This is a genomic window from Streptomyces sp. NPDC091272 (genome assembly GCF_044757485.1).
GTDB lineage: Bacteria > Actinomycetota > Actinomycetes > Streptomycetales > Streptomycetaceae > Streptomyces.
On sequence record NZ_JBIVVC010000008.1, the window covers coordinates 111,786 to 128,420 of the forward strand.

The window sequence follows — 16,635 nt, forward strand, 5'->3', positions numbered from 1 at the left end:
CCGGCCCGCCCGGCCACCGGCAGGCCCCAGCCGGGCGGCCCGCCGACCGGCCGCCCGGTCGGCGGGCACGGACCGGACCCGGGGCCGCAGGACCGCGCCCCGGCCGCGCCCGGCATCCAGGAGTCCGGTACTCCAGAGTCCGGCACTCCCGCGCCCGGCACCCCGGCGCCTGGCGTTCCCGCGCCTGGCACCCCTGCCCCCATCACTCCCGCGCCCACCACTCCGGCCCCCGGCACACCCGCCCCCGGCGCCCGTGCCGCGCTTCTCGTGCTTGCCGACGGGCGCTTTCCCGCCGGAGGGCACGCACACTCCGGCGGGGCGGAGGCCGCGGTCAAGGCGGGACGGATCCGCGACCACCGGGACCTCGCGGTGTTCTGCCAAGGGCGGCTGCACACCGCCGGGCTCACCGCCGCAGCCCTGGCGGCGGCCGCCGCGCTCGGACTCGATCCGCTCGCCCTCGACGAGGCCGCGGACGCGCGCACCCCGTCACCCGCACTGCGGGCCACCGCCCGCAAGCTCGGCCGGCAGATGATGCGGGCGGCCCGCGCGACCTGGCCCTGCGCCGAACTGGACGCGCTCGCCGCGGCCCGGCCGCGCGGCGCGCACCAGCCCGTCGTACTCGGGCTCGCCGCCCGCTCGGCGGGGCTGGGCCCGGCCGACGCCGCGCACTGTGCGGCGTACGAAAGCGTCAGCGGGGCCGCGACCGCGGTCGTGCGGCTGCTGAGCCTGGACCCGTTCGAGGCAACGGGGGTGCTGGCGCGGCTCGCGCCGGAACTCGACCGGGTCGCCGAACGGGCGGTGCAGGCGGCGCACGAGGGCATCGACGCCCTGCCCGCGGCCTCGGCCCCGCTGCTCGACATCACGGCACAGGCGCACGCGGCCTGGTCCGTACGCCTCTTCGCCTCGTAGCACCACGACACAAGGAGCCGCACCATGCACCTCGACCACGACCACTCCGCCGCCTCCGCGGTCAGCGCCGACGCCCACCGCCCCGACGGCACCCGGCGGGCACTGCGCATCGGGCTCGGCGGGCCCGTGGGCTCCGGCAAGACGGCGACCGTCGCGGCGCTCTGCCGGGAACTGCGCGACAAACTGTCCCTGGCCGTCGTCACCAACGACATCTATACCCGTGAGGACGCCGAATTCCTCCTGCGCAACGCGGTGTTGCCGCCCGAGCGCATCCAGGCGGTCGAGACCGGCGCCTGCCCGCACACCGCGATCCGCGACGACATCTCCGCCAACCTCGAAGCGGTGGAGGACCTGGAGGACGCGGTCGGCCCGCTCGACCTGATCCTCGTGGAATCCGGCGGCGACAACCTCACCGCCACCTTCTCCAAGGGGCTCGTCGACGCACAGGTCTTCGTCATCGACGTGGCGGGCGGCGACGACATCCCCCGCAAGGGCGGACCCGGCGTGACCACCGCCGACCTCCTCGTCATCAACAAGACGGACCTGGCGCCCTACGTCGGCTCCGACCTGGGGCGGATGGCACGGGACGCCAAGGAGCAGCGCGGTGAACTCCCGGTCGCGTTCACCTCGTTGACCTCCGGCGAGGGCGTCACGCCGATCGCGGACTGGGTGCGGGCGCAGCTCGCCGCATGGCACGCGAAAGCCGAAGCGTGAGCATCCGCGCCACTGCCCGCATCGTCGCCGCCCCCGGCGGCCGGCTTCCGCTGCTGGAGAGCGACGGACCGCTCGCCCTGCGCCGTACGAGGGCTGCCGATGGCCCCGACAGCAGCAGGGTCACCGTCGTCGGCGCGATGAGCGCGCCGCTCGGCGGCGACCGGCTGGCCATCGAGGCCGAGGTGCTGGACGGCGCCCGGCTGACCGTGGACGCGGCGGCCGCGACGGTCGCCCTGCCGGGTCGCACCGGTGAAACCGCCCGCTACGACGTCCGGTTGAGGGTCGGGGCGGACGCCGAACTGCACTGGCTCCCCGAGCAGCTGATCTCGGCGGGCGGCAGCGACCTGCGGATGAACACCCGCGTCGAACTCGCCCCGGACGCACGGCTCGTGCTGCGGGAGGAGCAGGTGCTGGGGCGGCACGGAGAGGAACCGGGAACCCTGTTCTCCCGGCTCACCGTGCACCGCGCGGGCCGCCCGCTGCTCGATCAGGAACTGGCGTACGGTCCGGGCGCGCCCGGCGGCTGGGACGGCGGCGCGGTACTGGGCGGCCATCGCGCGGTCGGTCAACTCCTGGTCGTGGATGAAAGGTTCGCGGACACACCACCGCGGCCCCGCCTGTTCGGCGAGACCGCGGTGCTCACCCCGCTGGGGGATGGGGCCGTACTGGTGACGGCGGTGGCGACGGACGCGAGGGCGCTGCGTGGGGTGCTGGACCGTGCGCTGCACGACCTTCGCGCCGGAGCGCCGGTCGGCTGACGTGTGGGGTGCGCCGCCCCCGCCGCGCGGTTGAATTAACCGCCCACGTACCAGCTGAAGCCGCCCGACGAGGCCACGGCGAGCAGGATGCCGAAGACCACCAGGTCGACGATGCCCAGGGCGATCGCGGCCTTCGACATGCCCGAACCACCGGTCTGCTTGTAGGCGATGATTCCGAAGATGAGCGCCAGCGGGCCGAGAATGATGTTGAAGAGGAACAGCCCGATGATGCCGCAGACGAGGCCGGCGACGGCCAGCCCGTTGGTGCCCGAACGTGTGCTCCTGCTCGCGCCGATGCCGGACATCTGAACTCCCGTTGTTTTGAAGAGGTGTTGGAGACATCCGCATATCCCGTGATGACAGGTCCATGCATGTGGATGTTCGGGAGCACCGCTGAGCGGAACCCCTGCACCGGTTATTGGTTCGGCAAAGAAACACCAGTACGGTCTGGTCGCGGCATCCGTTCGAACGAAAGGATGCCGCCCAGACCCGTTTCCGGGGACTGAACAGAACTCACAGGGGGAGGTCCACTTGCGACGCACCGCAGCGCTCGGCTCGGCCGGCACACTGCTCGCGGGCACGCTCATAGCGGGCGCGATGGCCGCACCGGCCGCGACCGCCGATGCCGCACAGGGAAGGCAGGACTCCAGCAGCCGTCAGCACGGCGGGAGTTCCGAGGCGTACGGCGTGCAGGTGGCCGCGGACCGGGCCGCCAGGCACGGCATCGCCTGGAAGGACTGCCCGGCCGACTGGGGCCTGGAGAAGCCCATCAAGTGCGGCTACGTCTCGGTCCCGCTGGACTACCGCAAGCCGTACGGCAGGCAGATCCAGATCGCCGTCGACAAGATCGCCAACACCGGCACCCCGCAGGACCGGCAGGGTTCCCTGGTCTACAACCCGGGCGGCCCCGGCGGCTCGGGGCTCAAGTTCCCGCGCCGGGTCGTCACCAAGAGCGAGATCTGGGCGGGCGCGGCCAAGGCGTACGACCTGGTCGGCTTCGACCCGCGCGGAGTCGGCAAGTCGACTCCGATCTCCTGCGTCGACCCGCAGGAGTACGTCAAGGCGCCGAAGGCCGACCCGGTGCCCGACAGCGAGGCCGACAAGCGCGCCCAGCGCAAGCTCGCCGCCGAGTACGCGGCGGGTTGCAAGGAGCGCAGCGGCTGGATGCTGCCGCACATGACCACCCCGAACACGGCACGTGACCTGGACGTCGTCCGGGCCGCGCTCGGTGACAAGAAGCTCAACTACCTGGGCGTCTCGTACGGCACCTACCTGGGCGCCGTCTACGGCACCCTCTTCCCGTCGCACGTGCGCCGCATGGTTCTCGACAGCGTCGTCAACCCGTCCACGGACAAGATCTGGTACGAGGTCAACCTCGACCAGGACGTCGCCTTCGAGACCCGCTGGAACGACTGGATGCAGTGGGTCGCCAAGAACGACGCGACCTACCACATCGGCAACACCGTCGCGAAGGTCCGCCAGCAGTGGGACAAGCTGCGCGCCACCGCCAAGAAGGACCCCATCGGCGGCCTCGTCGGCCCGCAGGAACTGACCAACTTCTTCCAGAGCGCGCCGTACTACGACTCCAGCTGGGCGCCGGTCGCCGACGTCTGGAGCAAGTACCTCAAGGGTGACTCCGCGACCCTCGTCGACGCGGCGGGCCCGCACCCGGAGGACACCGCCGGCAACATCGCATCGGAGAACGGCAACGCCGTCTACACGGCGGTCGAGTGCGCGGACGCCAAGTGGCCGACCAGCTGGAACAAGTGGAACCGGGACAACACCCGGCTGCACGAGAAGTACCCGTTCCTCACCTGGTCCAACGCCTGGATGAACCTGCCCTGTGCCACCTGGGGCGCTCCGCAGCAGCACGCCACGGAGGTACGGACCGGCAAGGGTCTGCCGCCGGTGCTGATCGCCCAGTCCACCCGGGACGCGGCCACGCCGTACGCGGGTGCGGTCGAGCTGCACAAGCGCTTCAAGGGCTCGCGCCTGATCACCGAGCGCGACGCGGGTTCGCACGGCATCACCAACCTGGTGAACCCGTGCCTCAACGGCAAGGTCGAGTCGTACCTGCTCACGGGCAAGCTCGACGCCCGCGACGTGACGTGCGCCCCGCACGCCACGCCGCAGCCGTAACGCCCCGAGGGGCGACCGACCCCGGGCCGCCGTCCGCCGGGCCGTGACGCCCGGCGGCGGCGCCGCCAGGACCAGGGGGCGGCCGGTGCTCTCCCACCGGCCGCCCCCTTTCGGCTGCCCCGCCCGCTTCGCTGCGCCCGCCCACTCCGCTGCGCGCATTTTCTTGCTGCGCCCGCCTTTTCGCTGCGCCCCGCGCGTCCTCAGCGTCGCAGTCGCGGGAACTTCCGTCCCTGCTCGGCCTGTTCGGCCTTGACGTCGGCGGCGTACCGGTCGACGTACTCCTGCCCGGACAGGGCCAGGATCGCGTACATGATCTCGTCGGTGACGGCCCGCAGCGCGGCCTTCTCGTTCTCCATGCCCGCGAACCGCGAGAAGTCCAGCGGCTCCCCGAACCGGATCGTCACCCGCTTGACCTTGGGGATCTTCCGTCCAGGCGGCTGGATCTCGAACGTCCCCACCATCGCGCACGGCACCACCGGCACCCCGGCCCTGATCGCCATCACCGCGACCCCGACCTTCCCCTTGTACAGCCGGCCGTCGTGCGAGCGGGTGCCTTCGGGGTAGATCCCGAGCAACTCGTCCTTCGCGAGCACCCCGAGCCCCTCCCGCACGGCCGCCTTCCCGGCCTCCTTGCCCGAGCGGTCCACCGGAATCTGGCCCGCGCTGCGGAAGAAGGCCGCGGTCAGCTTCCCCTTCACCCCGGGGCCGGTGAAGTACTCCGCCTTGGCCAGGAAGGTGATCCGCCGCTTCAGCACGGCAGGCATCAGGAAGTGGTCGGAGAACGACAGGTGATTGCCCGCGACGATCGCCGCCCCGGCGCCGGGCACATGCCCCAGCCCCTCGATCCGGGGCCGGAACAGAAGTCTCAACACCGGCCCGATGACGACGTACTTGAGCACGTAATAGAACACCCGGCTGCTCCCTACTGTGACTGACCGCCTTGTGGGCCGCTGTTTACCTGCCCGTTGCCGCACCCGGGACACCCGGGTACCGCCACCACGTCGACCGCCCCGGCGGCGACCGGTGCGGAAAAGTGGGGCCGGGAAGCTCAGAGCACACCCGTGAGTGCGCCCGCGAGGGCCAGCAGGGCGCACATGCCGAAGTTGATCAGCTTGTGGTCCATGAAGACCGCGACGAACTCCCTGATGACCGCGCTCGGCCAGAAGTAGCGGGCGGTGGGGGAGCCGATCACCTGGCCGTTGATGCCGGTCCTGCGGGCCGTGACGGCGGCCCGGAACGCGTGGTAGTTGTTGGTGACGACCACACACCGGTAGCCGGGATCCACCTCCCGCATCAAGGCACCGCTGAAGGCCAGGTTCTCCTCGGTGGTACCGGACTTGCTCTCCTGGAGGATCCGGTCCTGAGGCACGCCCGCCTCGATCAGGAACTCCGCCATGGCCTGTGCCTCCGGGCGGTCCTCGTCCGGGCCCTGCCCGCCAGAGGTGACCATCGTCGGGTCCCCGCCGGCCGCGACCTGGGCCTCGTACACCGCACGGCCCTTCGACAGGCGGCTCGCGAGCAGCGGCGGCACCTTGTCGCGGACCAGGCCCGAGCCCAGCACGACGACGAAGTCCAGGCGGCCCCGGGGTCTGAACCAGCCGTACAGCAGCGAGTACAGCAGGAAACAGCTGAAGAGGAAGGAGACGTACCCGACGACCAGCACCGCGACCACGGTCACCGTGCCCAGGGCGCGCGAACCGGTCACGAGCGTCGTGACCAGCATCGCGGAGAGCCCCATGATCCCCAGACCTGCCAGCAGGGAGAGCAGGTTGGCGGGGCTCCGACCCTCCTTGCGGACCATGGTCAGCCCGTTCCTGATCAGGAACACGGCCAGGGTCAGCGCGGACAGGACGGCGAGCACCAGGAGCGCCACGGCGAGGGCGCCCGCGAGGCGGGGGTGCGTCTGCCCCGCCCACAGCAGCAGACCGAGGCTTGCGGCGAAGAGGGCGAGGACCAGGTACACGCCGTTGCGCAGCCGCCGCCGGTCACGCAACATGCTGACGCCCAGGGCCAGGAGGAAGATTCCGGCGGGCGCGAATACGATCATGTGGGTACGTTACGTCACTCCCGTGCGCCCCCAGGACGCCCGGTGGGCGGCGGAGCAGCGGCCGGGCGGGGCAACTCCGCTGCTCCGGACGGGCGGTGCCGGGCCGGGCGGCGGCGTGGCCGGTTGCCGGGACGGGCCACGGGGGGTGCGCTCTACCCGACAGCCCCCCTGCCGCCCTGGAGGACCCCCGTGCGCTCCCGTCCCGCCGCTGTCGCGGCAGCCGCCCTGCTCTGCCTCGTCCCCGCCGCCACCGCTGCCGCCGAGAGCCATCCGGCCGAACAGCGAGGGCTGCTGCTCTCGGTCAGCGGTGCGCAGAACACCTGGATCCGCGGGGTGCACCTCCGGTGCTCGCCCGCGGGCGGCAGCCACCCGGACCCGCTTGCCGCCTGCAACGCCCTGGCCTGGGCGCGCGGCGACTTCGACGCACTGCCCGGCGAGCCGAGGGCGTGCACCAAGCAGCACGACCCGGTGACCGCGACGGCGCGCGGCAGCCGGCACGGGCAGACCGTCCGGTGGACGAGGACCTTCGCCAACGCGTGCATGCTCGACGCGCAGACCGGAGCCGTATTCCGCTTCTGAGCCGGAAGCCGGGTCCCTCCCTCCCGAGACGGCTGGGAAGGGCCCGGAACCCGCGGCAGCGCTCTCCGGGGTCCCAGCGGCGCTCTGCCGGGGCCTCCGGCGCCCCCTGCGCGGCCTCTCAGTGCCCCCGCGACGTCGCTGCCGTCCCTACGGTCGCCATCAGCAGCACCACCCAGCCGAACCACAGCCAGCCGTTGCTGCCCAGTGCCGCCGAGTACGCGGTGACGACCACCAGCGTCCCGACGGTGAGCACTCCCATGGACTTCGGTGAACTGGACACGCGCGCCCCCTCACTCCGAGTGGAGGAACATCGTCACCCGAGGGGGTGTGCCACCGCTACCGCTGCGCGCCCGTCACTTCGCCAGGTCAGGACCGTCGGGGCGGTCAGGACTGTCCGCCGCGCGCCTGCAACGACGCCAGATACGCGTTGTAGTCCGCCAGCTCCTGGTCGCCGTCCCGGTCCGCCGCCCGGTCGGAGCGCCGCGCCACGCGCTGTTCGGACCGGTACCACTGGAAGACCAGTGCGATCAGCACCAGCACGGACGGGATCTCGCTGAACGCCCAGGCGATGCCGCCCGCCGCGTTCTGATCGGCGAGGGCGTCGATGCCCAGCGAGGCGGGCGGGTTCTCGTACGCCTTCACCATCGGCTGCGTCGCCATCATCAGCGCGATGCCGAAGAACGCGTGGAAGGGCATTCCCGCGAAGAGCTCCAGCATCCGCATCACGTAACCCGGCCGGTGCGGGCCCGGGTCGACGCCCATGATCGGCCAGAAGAAGACCAGACCGACGGCGAGGAAGTGCACCATCATCGCGACATGCCCGACCGGGTGGCCCATGAGAAGGTCGAAGAGCGGGGTGAAGTAGAAGCCGTACAGACTCGCGATGAACAGCGGAATGGTGAACGCCGGATGCGTGATGATCTTCATGTACCGGCTGTGCAGCAGTGCCAGGAGCAGTTCCCGAGGCCCCTTCCGGCCCTTGCGCCCCCGCCCGGACACCGGCAGCGCCCGCAGCGCCAGGGTCACCGGGGCGCCGAGCAGCAGCAGGATCGGCGACAGCATGCTGACGATCATGTGCTGCACCATGTGCACGCTGAACATGACCATGCCGTAGTCGTTGAGCTTGGTGCACATCACCAGCAGCACGGTCAGCACACCGATCACGAAGAAGACCGTCCGGCCCGCCGGCCAGTCGTCGCCGCGCCGACGCAGCCGCACCACACCCCACCCGTACAGGGCGAGAGCCGCCAGGCAGGCGATCAGGAAGAAGGGATCGGGGGAGAGCTCAAGGCCCCGTCCCAGCGTGAACGGCGGCAGATCCATGTTCATGCCGTGCCCGCTGTGGTCCATCCGCTGACTCCTGATTAGTGCCGGTTGTCCGGTCCAGAGTAGAACTGCCCCCGGCCGCGTCAGCGACCGGGGGCAGTTCGTCAGGCACGCGGCAAGATCGTCAGAGTACGCATTCCACTTCCGCGTAGCGCTCCGGCGGGACCGTCTTGAGCTGGGCGACCGCGCTGGCGAGGGGCACCATCTCGATGTCCGTGCCGTGCAGCGCCGTCATCATGCCGAACTCGCCGCGGTGCGCAGCCTCCACCGCGTGCCACCCGAAGCGGGTCGCCAGCACCCGGTCGTACGCCGTCGGCGTGCCGCCGCGCTGGACGTGGCCGAGGATCACCGGGCGGGCCTCCTTGGAGAGGCGCTCCTCCAGCTCGATCGCGAGCTGGTTGGCGACGCCCGCGAAGCGCTCGTGCCCGTACTGGTCCTTCTTGCCGATGTCGAACTCCATCGACCCCTCGCGCGGCTTGGCGCCCTCGGCGACGACCACGATGGCGAACTTCTTGCCCGCCGAGAACCGCTTGCCGACCAGCTCGGTCAGTTCCCCGATGTCGAAGGGCCGCTCGGGGACGACGATCGCGTGCGCGCCCGCCGCCATCCCGGAGTGCAGTGCGATCCAGCCGGTGTGCCGGCCCATCACCTCGACGATCAGTACACGCTGGTGGGACTCGGCGGTCGTCTTCAGCCGGTCAAGCGCCTCGGTGGCGACGCCCACCGCGGTGTCGAAACCGAAGGTGACGTCCGTCGAGGCGATGTCGTTGTCGATGGTCTTCGGCACGCCGACGATGGGCAGCCCCGCCTCGGAGAGGAGGTGCGCCGCCTTCAGGGTGCCCTCACCGCCGATCGGGATGATCGCGTCGAGGCCGAGGTCGGCGACGTGTCCGCGCGCCGTCTCGACGCCTCCGCGCAGGTGCGCGGGCTGGACCCGGGAGGAACCGAGGATGGTGCCGCCGCGGGCCAGGATGCCGTTGACGGCCTCCAGGTCCAGCGGGCGGTAGTCGCATTCGAGGAGGCCGCGCCAGCCGTCGTGGAAGCCGATGACCTCGTCACCGTGGTCGACGACGGCACGGTGGACGACGGAGCGGATGACGGCGTTGAGGCCGGGGCAGTCGCCGCCGGAGGTGAGGACACCAATGCGCATGGCGCGAAAACCTTTGCAACGTGGGCCGAGTGACCGGACCACGTCGTCCGGGCGGGTCCCGTCACCCTACAAGCGTGGGATGACGGGACCGAACCCGGCGTCCAACGGGTGGACTTCCCGGGTGAACGGGCGTCAGGCGGGCTGGGTGGCGCTCGCGATGCGCTCGGCGCGCAGCGCCTCGTACCAGCGGTCGTCGGTCGGCGGCAGCGCGTTGACGTCCAGCGCCAGTTTGAGCAGCAGGTCCGCGATCTGCGGGTTGCGGGCCAGCACCGGGCCGTGCATGTAGGTGCCGAACACGGTGTCGTTGTACGCGCCCTCGGTGCCGTCCCCCGTGCCGTTGCCCTTGCCGAGGCGGACCCGGGCGAAGGGGCGGGCGGTGGGGCCGAGGTGGGTGATGCCCTGGTGGTTCTCGAAGCCGGTGAGCTGCGGGAGGTTCAGCGGGGCGTCGATGTCGCCGAGGACGTCGCCGACACAGCGCTCGCCCTCGCCGCGGGTGGAGATCACGTCGAGCAGACCGAGGCCCTGCTCGCGCTGGCCGAGGTCGTTGATGAACTCGTGACCCAGGATCTGGTACCCGGCGCAGACGGAGAAGACGATGGCGCCGTTGGACACGGCGCGGCTGAGCCCGCCGTCCCTGCGCAGCCGCTCGGCCGCCAGGCGCTGCGGGCGGTCCTCACCGCCGCCGATCAGGTAGATGTCGCCGGAGGTGGGAATGGGCTGGTCGCTGCGTACGTCGACCCGCTGCACGTCGAGGCCGCGCTGGCGGGCCCGTCGTTCGACGACGAGGGCGTTGCCCTGGTCGCCGTACGTGCTGAGGAGGTCCGGGTAGATCCAGACCAGCCGCAGACTGCTGTCGTTCATTCGAGTCATGTCCTCTGCGGTTTCTGTCAGTTGCCGACGCGGCGGCGGAGGTCCTGGAACGCGGTGTAGTTGGCGACCGTCTCGATCAGGCCGGGCGGCGCGAGCTGCACGGCCTCGTCCAGGGTCTCGCACACCCGGAAGTCCAGGTTCGCGACTTCGAGGCGTACCGCCAGGTCCAGCTTGCGGTCACCGAGCACGAAGATCGGGTGACCTGCCAGCCGCGAGTAGTCGACGTCCCACAGCCAGGAGGTGTCCGTGCCGTCGGCGCCACGGGCGTTGACGGACAGGATCACCGGCGTCGGCGGCGGGTTGATCAGCGAGAAGGTCTCCAGCCAGCCGGCCGGGTTCTTCGCCAGCAGCAGCCGCAGTTCCCGGTTCTGGAACTGGACGATGTCGTAACGGCCGGCCACCGCCTGCACCTGGTACATCCGCTCCAGGGCCACCTGCGGCGGTACGCCGAAGGTCGCGGCGACGGCCGCCGAGGTGGCCGCGTTCGCCTTGTTGGCGCGGCCGGGCAGCTGGAGGTGGATCGGCCACGCGGAGCCGTGCGGGTCCAGGACGTGGTCGCCGGAGAGCACCCAGCTCGGCGTCGGACGGCGGAAGCCGCACTCGCCGCAGAACCAGTCGTCGCCGGGACGCTGCATCACACCGCCGCAGGAGGGGCACGACCAGGCGTCGTCCTTCCATTCCTGACCGGCCGCCACCCACACCACGTTCGGCGAGGAGGAGGCGGCCCACACGATGAGCGGGTCGTCCGCGTTCGCGATGACGACGGCCTTGGAACCGGCGAGACCCTCACGCCACTTCTCGGCCAGCATCCGTGTCTCGGCGGCCCGGTCGAGCTGGTCGCGGGAGAGGTTCAGCAGTGCGATCGCCTTGGGCGTCACATCGCGGGCCACCCCGGCGAGGTACTTCTCGTCGACCTCGATCACGCCGTACTTCGCGTCCGAACCGCCCGCCAGCGCGGACGTGATGCCCGCCGGCATGTTGGCGCCGAGCGCGTTGGAGACGACCGGACCGCTGGCCCGCAGGGCCTCCGCGATCAGCCGGGTCGTCGTCGTCTTTCCGTTGGTCGCCGAGACAAGCACCACGTCCAGGTGGTTCGCGAGCCGTCCCAGCAGGTCCGGGTCGAGCCTGAGCGCGACCTTTCCACCGATCACCGAGCCGCTTCCGCGCCCCGCGGCGCGGGACACCGCCGCCGCGGCCTTGCCTGCCGTCACGGCCAGCTTGGCCCGCGGCGACAACGGCTCCGTGTTGCCTGCCATCGTCACTGATCCTCCTTGCATCCGGCGCCGCACTTGCCCCAGGTCCACCGGTCAACAGTCGGGCCTCAGCCTATCGAGATCCCGCCGTGTGCCCGAACCGCGGCACCCGTGGGGAAGGGCGCGGACCAGCCTCGACGGTACGTGACATGTCGCGGAACGTACGCTTGCGGCCATGCGACACCGCCTCATTCCCGGCAGTTCCGGCACCGTACGCCCGATGACGCTGCTCGGCGACCCCGTCCTGCACGCCCCCTGCGAGCCCGTCACCGCCTTCGGTTCCGGGCTGGCCCGTCTCGTCGAGGACATGTTCGCGACGATGTACGCGGCGGAGGGAGTCGGGCTCGCCGCCAACCAGGTCGGGGAGTCCCTGCGGGTGTTCGTCTACGACTGCCCCGACGACGAGGACGTCCGCCACCTCGGCCATGTCGTCAACCCCCGCCTGGTGGAGGCCGACGGGCCCGCCGTCCGCGGCCCAGAGGGGTGTCTGTCGCTGCCCGGTCTGGAGGCGGGCACCTCGCGCTTCGACCACGCGGTGGTCGAGGGCCGCACGATGGCGGGCGAGCCGGTGACCGTGGCCGGCACCGGGTTCTTCGCCCGTTGCCTCCAGCACGAGTGCGACCACCTCGAAGGTCTCGTCTACACCGACCGCCTCACCGGCCGACGGAAGGCGAAGGCCCTGCGCGAGGCCCGCCGCGCGCCGTGGGGACGTGGCGCATAGGGGTTCGTACGGGGTACGGAGGGCTCTGAGCCGCGGGCCGCCGTGGGTGCGACGGTACGGGCCCGGGTCAGAACCCCGGGCCGCCGGGGGTGCGACGGTACGGGCCCGGGGTCAGAACCCCGGGCCGCCGGGGCGGTCGCCCGCAGCCGCGAGCCGCCCCCACAGCAGGTCGGCCAGGCTGCTCACCAACGCGGCGCGGGAGCAGGGGCGTTCACCGAGCCACCAGTCTCCGGCCGCGTGCATCATGCCGACGATTCCGTGCCCCCACACCCGCGCGAGCTGCTCGCCGTTCGGGCCGAGGTCGACGCGTTCGGCGATCACGTCCGCGAGTTCCTCGCCCATCCGTCGCAGCAGCGGCGCCGAATGGCGGCCCACGTCGAAGCCCTGTTCCGGCTGCGGCGCGGTGGTGTCCTCCGCCGGATGCATCAGGAACCGGTAGACCTGGGGGCGGGCCTCGATCGCCGCGAGGTAGGTGTCGAGAGTGCGCTCCACCCGCTCGCGCCGCTCGGCCGGGGCGTCCAGGGCGGCGCGCAGCGCGGCGAGCAGGGCGTCGGTGTGGCGGGTGGCGAGGGCGCGGTAGAGCCCGCCCTTGTCGCCGAAGTGCCGGTAGAGGATCGGCTTGGTGATGCCCGCCTCGGCGGCTATGGCGTTCATGGAGGCCTGGGGGCCGTCCCGCAGGACCACCCGGTCCGCGGCTTCGAGCAGCTCGCGCCGCCGGGCCTCGGCACTCGACCGCTGTGTGCCGGTCTGCCGTGTGGTCTCCATCGTGATGCTCTCCCCGCCCAGGTGATTGCGTGTGCGCGACGCCCGCGCAACGTAACACTGCCCGTGCGCCGCCGACTGTTGACAGGGGCTACTGGTGGGTAACACACTCGGGGTTACCGCAAGTAACGTGCACGCTGGAGGGGACATGGCCGAGTTCACGCTCGATCTCAATGACGACCAGAAGCAGGTCCGGGACTGGATCCACGGCTTCGCCGCCGATGTGATGCGCCCGGCCGCAGCGGAGTGGGACGAGCGTGAGGAGACCCCCTGGCCGGTGATCCAGGAGGCGGCCAAGCTCGGTATCTACTCGCTCGACTTCTACGCCCAGCAGTACTTCGACCCTACGGGTCTCGGTATCCCCATGGCTATGGAGGAATTGTTCTGGGGTGATGCAGGTATCGGTCTGTCGATCGTCGGCACCGGCCTCGCCGCGGTCGGCGTGCTCGCCAACGGCACCGAGGAGCAGATCGGCACCTGGATACCCCAGATGTACGGCGACGCGAACGACGTGAAGGTGGCCGCCTTCTGCTCCTCCGAGCCGGACGCCGGTTCCGACGTCGCCTCGATGCGCACCCGCGCCGTGTACGACGAGGCGAAGGACGAGTGGGTGCTCAACGGCACCAAGACGTGGGCGACGAACGGCGGCATTGCCAACGTCCATGTGGTCGTCGCGTGCGTGGACCCCGCGCTGGGCTCGAAGGGGCACGCCTCGTTCATCGTGCCGCCCGCGACCGCCGGTCTCTCCCAGGGGCAGAAGTTCAAGAAGCACGGCATCCGCGCCTCGCACACGGCTGAGGTCGTCCTTGAGGACGTACGGATTCCCGGCAGCTGCCTGCTCGGCGGAAAGGAGAAGCTCGACGAGCGCCTGGCCAGGGCCCACGAGCGGGCCGCCAAGGGCGGCGGGGAGCGCGTGAAGAACGCCGCGATGGCCACTTTCGAGGCGTCCCGCCCCGCGGTCGGCGCCATGGCGGTCGGCACGGCGCGCGCCGCCTACGAGGTCGCTCTCGACTACGCGAAGACACGGGAGCAGTTCGGCCGCCCGATCATCGACAACCAGGGCATCGCCTTCCAGCTCGCCGACATGCGCACCCAGATCGACGCCGCCCGCCTCCTTGTGTGGCGCGCCTCCTGGATGGCGGTCTCCGGCAAGCCGTTCACGGCGGCCGAGGGCTCGATGTCCAAGCTGTACGCGAGCGAGGTCGCGAAGAAGGTGACCGCGCAGGCGGTCCAGATCCTGGGCGGCAACGGCTTCACCCGGGAGTACCCGGTGGAGCGGATGCACAGGGACGCGGCCATTTACACCATCTTCGAAGGCACCAGCGAGATCCAGCGCCTGGTGATCGCCCGCACGCTCTCGGGCATGCCGATCCGCTAGGGCGCGGGGCCGGTCGGGGGCTGTGGCCTGACCCGGACGGGGCGGGCGCCGTGCGGGTGGGCGGTGGTTGGTCGCGCGGTTCCCCGCGCCCCTGTAGGGGCGCCCCCGTGCGGGGCGCCCCCGGGGTCCTACTGCGGGAGCTGGGCCTCGACGGCCGTGACGAGGCGGGCGTCGGCCGGTTCCGTGCGCGGCCGGAAGCGGCCCACGACCTCGCCGGCGGGGGAGAGCAGGAACTTCTCGAAGTTCCACTGCACGTCACCCGCCTCGCCCTCCGCGTCCGGGAAAGCCGTCAGCTCCTGGTAGAGCGGATGCCGGTGCTCCCCGTTGACCTCGATCTTCTCCAGGAGCGGGAAGGTCACCCCGTAGCTCGCGGAGCAGAACGTCGCGATCTCCTGCGCGCTGCCCGGCTCCTGCCCGGCGAACTGGTTGCACGGCACGCCGAGCACCGTGAAGCCGCGGTCCGCGTAGGTCTTCTGGAGCTCCTCCAGTCCCGCGTACTGCGGTGTCAGACCGCACTTCGACGCCACGTTGACGACCAGTACCGCCTTGCCCTTGTGCGCGGCCAGGCTCGTCGGCTCGCCGTCCAGGGTGTGCAGCGGGATGTCGTACAGGCTCATGAGCTGTCTCCTCCACGGGGGCTCTGCGGATTTCCGTCCGAAAGCCGCAGGCTAACCCCTGGCGAGGACAGTCACGGCGCGAGGGCACGTTGTCAGTGCCGCCTCCTACGCTCGGTGACCATGAGCAGATGGATGAGCGATCCGGGGCTGCTGGAGGAGCAGGCGGCCGGCTACCGGGAACTCGCCGCACGGGGTGACCTGGCCGGGCTCGCCCGCGCGGTGATGCGGGCAGCCTGCCACAACGGCGCCATGACAGGCCCGGGGGCGGAAAACCTGGAACTGCTCCGCTCCCTGCCGGACAGCGACCGGATGGCTCTCGGCCGGATCTGGGCGGACTGGCTGGGGAAGGTCGAGGACGAGGGCCACCGGGTCTTCGACGACTTCGGCCGAGCCCCCGGCTATCTGCGCGGCGAACTGCTGACCGTGGCCAGCGGTGTGGTCCGTGGCATCGACGGGGAGCTGCTCGCCGCCGAGCGGCGGTCCCGGCTCGCCGAGCTGGCCGCACGGCACACGACAGGCTCCGGGAACCGCGACTGGGAACTGGTATCCGCGGAACTGGCCGCCGGACGGGTCCCCGGCCCGTCCGTCCTCGCGGTCCTGCGCCGCATCGCCCTCGTGCAGTACGCGGAGCCGGCCCTGCTGGAGTTGCTCGCCACCTTTCCCGGGCCGGTGCTCAATCCGGGGGAGCCCTGGGCGGACCGGGCGATCGAGGATCAGGAGCGGGAGGACGGGGTACGCAACGGGGCGGAATCGCGCGCGCAGGCGGGCATAGGGCCGGCTGGGGCCCCGGGTGCGGCCGGGGGCGCGACAGCGATCGCAGGTACGGGTGCGGCCGAGGGCGGTGGGCCCTGGCTGCGGCTCCTGTCGCACACCGCACCACCCACCGCCCGTGCCCCGTCCGCGAGGTGGGCCAGGGTGGCCCGCGGACTGCTGGAAGAGGCCGGGGCTGAGCAGGTGCGCCACCGTCTGCACGCCTGGTTCGGCCTCGTCGGCATGGACCGGGACACCCCGCTCCGCGGCAGTCGCGACGACGACATCGACGCCGCCCGGCGCCCCGACCCGTACAACTGCCGGGCGCTGCGCGGTCTCGCCTGGCTCCTGGGCCTGCTGCCGCCAGGCCCCGGCACGGCCGCCGTGCTGGCCCGGCTCGCCGGGACCGCGCTGCGCCCGTTGCCGAGCGGGCGGCCCGCCGCCCCCGAGGTGGCCGAGGCGGCCGTCGTCGCCCTGTCGCTGCTGGACGACGCCGCGGCGCGCGACGAACTGGAGGATCTGGCCGGGCGCGTCACCGACCGGGTCATTGCCCGCCGGATCGCGGCCGCCCGCGCTCACCGCTGACCAACCACTCTGGTCGCACGGGCAGTTCGCGCAACCCTCACCGCGCGGGCAGTTCGCGCGGCGGGGTGCCGCTTCCG

At 71.6% G+C, this 16,635-nt stretch carries 18 protein-coding genes; 8 read left to right on the forward strand and 10 right to left on the reverse strand.

Annotated features, from left to right (window positions below; genetic code table 11):
* The first annotated feature begins 201 nt into the window (after positions 1-201).
* From ACIQM4_RS22740 to ACIQM4_RS22750, 3 genes are read left to right on the forward strand one after another with little or no spacing between them, the layout of a single operon-like run.
* Entirely contained in the window at positions 202-909 is a 708-nt protein-coding gene (locus tag ACIQM4_RS22740; protein ID WP_401595043.1) for an urease accessory protein UreF, read from the forward strand.
* Between the two features lie 24 nt (positions 910-933).
* On the forward strand, positions 934-1,623 hold the full coding sequence (gene ureG / locus ACIQM4_RS22745; RefSeq protein ID WP_401594463.1) for an urease accessory protein UreG: 690 nt from the start codon (positions 934-936) through the stop codon (positions 1,621-1,623).
* Positions 1,620-2,381 (forward strand): urease accessory protein UreD, encoded by a 762-nt coding sequence (locus tag ACIQM4_RS22750; protein ID WP_401594466.1) that lies wholly within the window; start codon positions 1,620-1,622, stop codon positions 2,379-2,381. Before ureG ends, ACIQM4_RS22750 begins: the two co-directional genes overlap by 4 nt.
* A gap of 35 nt (positions 2,382-2,416) precedes the next feature.
* On the opposite strand, the gene ACIQM4_RS22755 is transcribed toward ACIQM4_RS22750, so the two are convergent.
* Positions 2,417-2,686, reverse strand: coding sequence for a DUF4190 domain-containing protein (locus ACIQM4_RS22755; RefSeq protein WP_401594469.1), 270 nt, complete (start codon positions 2,684-2,686; stop codon positions 2,417-2,419).
* 226 nt (positions 2,687-2,912) lie between these two features.
* Between ACIQM4_RS22755 and ACIQM4_RS22760 the strand changes: the two genes are divergently transcribed.
* Positions 2,913-4,520, forward strand: a complete 1,608-nt coding sequence (locus ACIQM4_RS22760; protein WP_401594472.1) for an alpha/beta hydrolase — start codon at positions 2,913-2,915, stop codon at positions 4,518-4,520.
* A 200-nt stretch (positions 4,521-4,720) separates the two neighbouring features.
* On the opposite strand, the gene ACIQM4_RS22765 is transcribed toward ACIQM4_RS22760, so the two are convergent.
* Both ACIQM4_RS22765 and ACIQM4_RS22770 read right to left on the reverse strand, forming a co-directional pair.
* Positions 4,721-5,431 (reverse strand): lysophospholipid acyltransferase family protein, encoded by a 711-nt coding sequence (locus tag ACIQM4_RS22765; protein WP_401594474.1) that lies wholly within the window; start codon positions 5,429-5,431, stop codon positions 4,721-4,723.
* 137 nt (positions 5,432-5,568) lie between these two features.
* Complete coding sequence (locus ACIQM4_RS22770) at positions 5,569-6,567, reverse strand: YdcF family protein (RefSeq protein ID WP_401594477.1); 999 nt, start codon at positions 6,565-6,567, stop codon at positions 5,569-5,571.
* Between the two features lie 189 nt (positions 6,568-6,756).
* On the opposite strand from ACIQM4_RS22770, the gene ACIQM4_RS22775 reads away from it, so the two are divergent.
* Positions 6,757-7,146: an SSI family serine proteinase inhibitor gene (locus ACIQM4_RS22775; RefSeq protein WP_401594480.1), complete on the forward strand. Its 390-nt coding sequence runs from the start codon at positions 6,757-6,759 to the stop codon at positions 7,144-7,146.
* A gap of 118 nt (positions 7,147-7,264) precedes the next feature.
* Here ACIQM4_RS22775 and ACIQM4_RS22780 read toward each other — a convergent pair whose 3' ends face one another.
* The 5 genes from ACIQM4_RS22780 to ACIQM4_RS22800 all read right to left on the reverse strand — a co-directional run bounded on the left by ACIQM4_RS22780 (position 7,265) and on the right by ACIQM4_RS22800 (position 11,748).
* On the reverse strand, positions 7,265-7,426 hold the full coding sequence (locus ACIQM4_RS22780) for a hypothetical protein (RefSeq protein WP_401594482.1): 162 nt from the start codon (positions 7,424-7,426) through the stop codon (positions 7,265-7,267).
* A 104-nt stretch (positions 7,427-7,530) separates the two neighbouring features.
* The gene (locus ACIQM4_RS22785) at positions 7,531-8,496 is read right to left on the reverse strand and encodes a cytochrome c oxidase assembly protein (RefSeq protein ID WP_401594484.1); all 966 of its coding nucleotides are present in this window, start codon (positions 8,494-8,496) and stop codon (positions 7,531-7,533) included.
* A gap of 100 nt (positions 8,497-8,596) precedes the next feature.
* Positions 8,597-9,622 carry a 6-phosphofructokinase gene (locus ACIQM4_RS22790; RefSeq protein WP_401594486.1) on the reverse strand — a complete coding sequence of 342 codons (1,026 nt, stop codon included), beginning with the start codon at positions 9,620-9,622 and terminating at the stop codon, positions 8,597-8,599.
* Between the two features lie 132 nt (positions 9,623-9,754).
* Entirely contained in the window at positions 9,755-10,483 is a 729-nt protein-coding gene (locus ACIQM4_RS22795; RefSeq protein ID WP_401594489.1) for a type 1 glutamine amidotransferase, read from the reverse strand.
* Between the two features lie 26 nt (positions 10,484-10,509).
* Entirely contained in the window at positions 10,510-11,748 is a 1,239-nt protein-coding gene (locus tag ACIQM4_RS22800) for a MurT ligase domain-containing protein (RefSeq protein ID WP_401594492.1), read from the reverse strand.
* Positions 11,749-11,920: 172 nt separating this feature from the next.
* Here ACIQM4_RS22800 and def point away from each other — a divergent pair, with 172 nt between their 5' ends.
* On the forward strand, positions 11,921-12,466 hold the full coding sequence (gene def, locus ACIQM4_RS22805; protein WP_401594494.1) for a peptide deformylase: 546 nt from the start codon (positions 11,921-11,923) through the stop codon (positions 12,464-12,466).
* Positions 12,467-12,577: 111 nt separating this feature from the next.
* Here the strand turns inward: def and ACIQM4_RS22810 are convergent, their stop codons facing one another.
* Positions 12,578-13,231, reverse strand: coding sequence for a TetR family transcriptional regulator (locus tag ACIQM4_RS22810; protein WP_401594497.1), 654 nt, complete (start codon positions 13,229-13,231; stop codon positions 12,578-12,580).
* Between the two features lie 145 nt (positions 13,232-13,376).
* Between ACIQM4_RS22810 and ACIQM4_RS22815 the strand changes: the two genes are divergently transcribed.
* The gene (locus tag ACIQM4_RS22815; RefSeq protein ID WP_401594500.1) at positions 13,377-14,606 is read left to right on the forward strand and encodes an acyl-CoA dehydrogenase family protein; all 1,230 of its coding nucleotides are present in this window, start codon (positions 13,377-13,379) and stop codon (positions 14,604-14,606) included.
* Positions 14,607-14,734: 128 nt separating this feature from the next.
* Here the strand turns inward: ACIQM4_RS22815 and ACIQM4_RS22820 are convergent, their stop codons facing one another.
* Positions 14,735-15,223: a glutathione peroxidase gene (locus ACIQM4_RS22820; RefSeq protein WP_401594502.1), complete on the reverse strand. Its 489-nt coding sequence runs from the start codon at positions 15,221-15,223 to the stop codon at positions 14,735-14,737.
* A gap of 120 nt (positions 15,224-15,343) precedes the next feature.
* On the opposite strand from ACIQM4_RS22820, the gene ACIQM4_RS22825 reads away from it, so the two are divergent.
* A complete protein-coding gene (locus ACIQM4_RS22825) occupies positions 15,344-16,558 on the forward strand; it encodes a hypothetical protein (RefSeq protein WP_401594505.1) in 1,215 nt (404 codons plus the stop codon).
* Positions 16,559-16,635: the final 77 nt, after the last annotated feature.

Excerpts from the sequence above, each read along its gene's own strand:
- ureG (WP_401594463.1), top strand. The coding sequence starts at position 934 with ATGCACCTCGACCACGACCACTCCGCCGCCTCCGCGGTCAGCGCCGAC.
- ACIQM4_RS22755 (WP_401594469.1), bottom strand. The coding sequence starts at position 2,686 with ATGTCCGGCATCGGCGCGAGCAGGAGCACACGTTCGGGCACCAACGGG.
- ACIQM4_RS22770 (WP_401594477.1), bottom strand. The coding sequence starts at position 6,567 with ATGATCGTATTCGCGCCCGCCGGAATCTTCCTCCTGGCCCTGGGCGTC.
- ACIQM4_RS22785 (WP_401594484.1), bottom strand. The coding sequence starts at position 8,496 with ATGGACCACAGCGGGCACGGCATGAACATGGATCTGCCGCCGTTCACG.
- ACIQM4_RS22790 (WP_401594486.1), bottom strand. The coding sequence starts at position 9,622 with ATGCGCATTGGTGTCCTCACCTCCGGCGGCGACTGCCCCGGCCTCAAC.
- ACIQM4_RS22795 (WP_401594489.1), bottom strand. The coding sequence starts at position 10,483 with ATGAACGACAGCAGTCTGCGGCTGGTCTGGATCTACCCGGACCTCCTC.
- ACIQM4_RS22800 (WP_401594492.1), bottom strand. The coding sequence starts at position 11,748 with ATGGCAGGCAACACGGAGCCGTTGTCGCCGCGGGCCAAGCTGGCCGTG.
- def (WP_401594494.1), top strand. The coding sequence starts at position 11,921 with ATGCGACACCGCCTCATTCCCGGCAGTTCCGGCACCGTACGCCCGATG.
- ACIQM4_RS22810 (WP_401594497.1), bottom strand. The coding sequence starts at position 13,231 with ATGGAGACCACACGGCAGACCGGCACACAGCGGTCGAGTGCCGAGGCC.
- ACIQM4_RS22815 (WP_401594500.1), top strand. The coding sequence starts at position 13,377 with ATGGCCGAGTTCACGCTCGATCTCAATGACGACCAGAAGCAGGTCCGG.
- ACIQM4_RS22820 (WP_401594502.1), bottom strand. The coding sequence starts at position 15,223 with ATGAGCCTGTACGACATCCCGCTGCACACCCTGGACGGCGAGCCGACG.
- ACIQM4_RS22825 (WP_401594505.1), top strand. The coding sequence starts at position 15,344 with ATGAGCAGATGGATGAGCGATCCGGGGCTGCTGGAGGAGCAGGCGGCC.